This window comes from Micromonospora sp. NPDC047730 (assembly GCF_043204765.1).
GTDB lineage: Bacteria > Actinomycetota > Actinomycetes > Mycobacteriales > Micromonosporaceae > Micromonospora.
Window position 1 is genome coordinate 1 of record NZ_JBIDCU010000057.1, and the last position, 4,626, is coordinate 4,626.

The following is a 4,626-nucleotide window of genomic DNA, read 5'->3' on the forward strand; positions in this document are numbered from 1 at the left end:
TTTCCTCCTTCGGTATCAGCGGCACGAATGCTCATGTGATCGTCGAGGCCCCGCCGGAACCACCGGCCCCGCTGACCCCGTCGGCCGGGTCGGAGGCGCCCACCGCATCCGAGAAGCTCCTGACTCCGGTACCGGTCTCGGGCCGTAGTGCGGCTGCTCTGCGGGAGCAGGCCGGCCGGCTCGCGGACTGGCTGGAGCAAGAGGGCCGGGACGTGCCCCTGCCCGACGTCGCCCGAACCTTGGCGCTGTCCCGGGCGGCCCTGGATCACCGCGCCGTCGTCGTCGGCGACGACCACGAGTCCGTGGTGGCGGGTTTGCGGGCTACGGCGGCGCACACGACGGCGCTCATGCCGGTGTCGTCGGGGGCGACTGGCGTGGTGCTGGTGTTCCCCGGTCAGGGCTGGCAGTGGGCGGGTATGGCCCGAGAGCTGCTCACCAGTTCGGCGGTGTTCGCCGATCGCCTGGCCGAGTGTGACCGGGCCCTGTCCGGCCACGTCGACTGGTCCGTCACCGACATCCTCCAGAGTGAGGACGAGATGTGGCTGTCCCGGGTGGATGTGGTGCAGCCGGTGCTCTGGGCGGTGATGGTGTCCCTGGGCGCAGTGTGGCTGTCCTGGGGCGTCCCGGTGACCGGGGTGGTCGGTCATTCCCAGGGCGAGGTCGCGGCGGCATGTGTGGCCGGCGGCCTGTCACTTGCCGACGGTGCCCGGGTGGTAGTGGTCCGGTCCCGGCTGGTGCGGGAGTTCGCCGGCACCGGTGGAATGCTGTCGGTGGGGCTCGGCCGCACCGAGATCGAACCGCACCTGCCCGAGGGTGTAGAGATCGCGGTTGTCAACAGCGCTGCGTCGACCGTGGTCGCCGGACCCGTGGCCGCCCTGGAGGCGCTCGCCGCACAACTGGTCGAGCGGGGGGTGCGAGCCCGGATGGTCCCCGTCGACTACGCCTCCCACTCCGCCGCCGTCGATGCGGTCGCCGACCGCTTGACGAGGCAACTCGACACCTTGACCCCGCGTTCCTCGCAGATTCCGATCATCTCGACAGTAACCGGCGATATCGTCGACACCGCCGAGATGGTCGCCGGCTACTGGCTGCGCAACCTCCGCCAGACGGTGCGGTTCGACACCGCCATGCAGACCCTCACCGGCCGCGGCGCCCGCGTCTTCGTCGAGGTCAGCGCCCACCCCGTGCTGGAACTGGCCATGTCCGAATGCGCCCCCGACAGCGTGGTGATCTCCTCCCAGCGCCGCGACCGCCCGCAGTGGAATCACCTGCTGACCGCCCTCGGCCAAGTCTGGGCCACCGGTGCCCGGGTCGACTGGGCCACCGTCCACGGCCCCGGCGCCATCCGCACTGACGTACCCACCTACGCCTTTCAGCACCAGCGCTTCTGGCTGACGCCCACCACCCCGGCCGGCCAGCACGACCCTGACCATCCGGTGCTTGCCGCCAGCACCCACACCACCGCCGACGAACCCACCATCCTCGCGGGGCGCCTCGACCCGCACACTCTCCCCTGGCTGGCCGACCACGCCGTCAGGGACACCACCATGCTCCCCGGCACCGCTTTCGTCGAATGGCTCGTCCACGCTGGCGACCACCTCGGCCACAACCGCATTGCCGATGTCATCATTCACACCCCCCTGACCCTCCAGGAGCACACCGCCCACGACATCCACATCGTCTGTGTGCCAATTGACGGCTCTGCGCACACCGCCCGCATCTACGCTCGCCGCCACGGCATCGGCAACTGGACCCTGCACGCCGAAGGCCGTCTCGACACGACCGACGAGCCCGCGGGCATCGTCGTGGGACCGTGGCCACCCGAGGGTGCCGAGCCCGCACCCGTCGACACGTTCTACACCGACATGGCGGCCGCCGGCTATCAGTACGGGCCGGCGTTCCGGGGCATGCGGCAGCTGTGGCGGCGCGGCGACACGCTCTACGCCGACGTCGTCCTCCCCACCGACGAACCGGCCACCGGCGTGGCCATCCACCCGGCGCTGCTGGACGCCGCGCTGCACCCGCTGCTGACGGCCGACGAACTGCGACTGCCATTCGCCTGGACCGGCATCCGCGTTCACGCCACCGGCGCCCGCCGCGCGCGCGTCACCGTGACCCCGAACGGCCCGGACAGCGCCCGGATCCGGCTCACCGACGACGACGGCCGTCCCATCGCCGACATCGACGAACTCCGCCTCCGCGCGCTGCCCGTGGCCCCCACGGCCGCGTCCTTGGCAACCGTTTCCTGGGTACCGCCCGAAAGTGCCCCGGCGACAGACACCGCAGGGTCGTCCCCGCCCGTGGTCGTGTACTCCCCGCCGGCCGGGAACGCCGTGGCCGACACCCTTGCCGAGTTGCAACGGTTCCTCGGCTCGACCGAGCAGACCGGCGAGCGGCTGCTCGTCCTCACCCGCGACGCCCTCGTCGCACCCGCGGACGGCCAGGTCGACCCGGCCGGCGTCCTCGGCGCGGCGGTCTGGGGCCTGGTGCGCTCGGCGCAGTCGGAGCACCCGGGCCGGATCCTGCTGCGCGACGTACCCACGGACGTCGAGCCGGATCTCGACACTCTGCTGTCCACGGCGGAAGAGCAGGCGGTGCTACGTGCCGAGGGTGTTCTGGTGCCTCGTCTCCAACCCGCGCGCCCGGTGGCGGCGGAGGCACCCGCTCTCGGTGACGGGTGGGTGCTGGTCACTGGCGGCACCAGCGGTGTCGGCGCCCTGGTGGCCGAACACCTCGTGTGCCGGCACGCGGTGACACGGCTTCTGCTGTTGAGCCGTTCCGGTCCGAACGCCGACGGCGTGTCCGCGCTCGTGGACAGGCTGGAGACCCTTGGCGCGACGGTGCGGGTGGTGGCCTGCGACGTGAGCGATCGGGCGCAGCTACAGGGCGTTCTCGACGACGTCGACACGCTTGTCGGTGTCGTCCACGCCGCCGGCGTGCTGGACGACGGCGTGCTGGAAGGACTGTCGACCGAACGGGTCGCGAACGTCCTGAACGGCAAGCTGGGCGGCGCCCTGCTGCTGCACGAGCTCACCCTGGACCGGGATCTGGCGATGTTCGTCGTCTTCTCCTCCGTCGCCGGGGTGCTCGGCAATGCCGGTCAGGCCAGTTACGCGGCGGCCAACGCCGGCCTGGACGGGCTCGCCCTGTTGCGCGCGGGCATGGGTCGGCCGGCCACGTCGATCGCGTGGGGGTTGTGGGAGACCCAGACCGGCATGACCCGTGGCATGCAGGACCGCGACCGCAGCCGCCTCAAGCGGTCCGCGGTCGAAGCCATGCCGACCGGAGAGGCCCTCACCCTCTTCGACGCTGCCATCACCGGCGCCGAGCCCGTCGTCGTCGCGGCGACCCTGGACCTCAGCCGGGTGGCCGACCCGGCACCGCCCATGTTCCGGCAGCTCACCCGGAGACGTGACTCAACCCGACGCCGCGTCATCGAGCCCACGGATGCCGGCGCTGCTGAGCAGGAGCTGGCCACGCTCACGCCGGCCCAGCGTCGGCGCCGGTTGCGTGACCTGGTGCGCAGCCACGTTGCCGGCGTCCTAGGCCACGACGGCCCCGAGGTGGTCGACCCGGACCGGCCGTTCAAGGAGATGGGCTTCGACTCGTTGACCGCCGTCGACCTGCGCAACCGGCTCGCCGCCGCGGTGGGGAAGACCCTGCCCGCCACCGTCGTCTTCGACCACCCCACCCCGACAGAGCTCGCTGACCACCTCGACATCCGCCTCGGCGGTAACGGCGACAGGCCCGCCGACTCCGCGCAGGCGGTCGTGGAGAGCCTCGACCGGCTCACCGAACTCCTCTACGACGCCGACGCCGCAGACCTGATCGAGCACCGTGTGACGCATCGTCTTCGGGCGCTGCTGTCGCGGCTCGACGGGGGCACCGACCGCGACTCCGACGACCTCGACACCGACCTGCTGAAGGCCTCCGACGACGAGCTCTACGAGTTCCTCCAGCACGAACTCGGCATCACGCACGACCCATCCGCGGACGGGTCAGGAAGGTGAACGCGATGAACAACGAGGACAAGCTTCGCGAGTACCTCAAGCTCGTCACCGCCGACCTGCGCAAGGCCCGCCGCCGTGTCCAGGAACTGGAAGCCATCGAACCGTTGGCGATCGTGGGCATGGCGTGTCGTTTTCCGGGTGGGGTGGATTCGCCTGAGGATTTGTGGCGGGTGGTTGTCGAGGGCCGTGATGTCGTCGGGGATTTTCCGGTTGATCGTGGCTGGGAAGTGGGGGGATCCTTCGCTCGGGTCGGCGGCTTTTTGGATGACGTGGCGGGTTTTGATGCTGAGCTCTTCGGGGTTTCGCCGCGTGAGGCTTTGGCGATGGACCCTCAGCAGCGGTTGCTTCTTGAGGTTTCGTGGGAGGCCCTGGAGCGGGCTGGTATTGCCCCTGATTCCTTGCGAGGCTCGCCGGCGGGTGTCTTTGTCGGTCTCATGGGTCAGGAGTACGGGCCCCGGTTGGGTGAGGCCGATGCCCAGGTGGAGGGTTATGGGTTGACCGGTGGTGCGGCCAGTGTTGCGTCTGGTCGTATCGCTTATGTGTTGGGTCTTGAGGGGCCGGCGGTGTCGGTGGATACGGCGTGTTCGTCGTCTCTGGTGGCGTTGCATTTCGCGGG

The 4,626-nt window shown here is 70.4% G+C and carries 2 protein-coding genes; both read left to right on the forward strand.

The features are described 5' to 3' along the window. Nucleotides 1–14 precede the first annotated feature (14 nt). A complete protein-coding gene (locus tag ACGF5G_RS35615) occupies nucleotides 15–4,010 on the forward strand; it encodes an SDR family NAD(P)-dependent oxidoreductase (RefSeq protein ID WP_393271285.1) in 3,996 nt (1,331 codons plus the stop codon). 5 nt (nucleotides 4,011–4,015) lie between these two features. After that, on the forward strand, nucleotides 4,016–4,626 hold a 611-nt coding region (locus ACGF5G_RS35620; protein WP_393271283.1), incomplete at its 3' end, for a beta-ketoacyl synthase N-terminal-like domain-containing protein.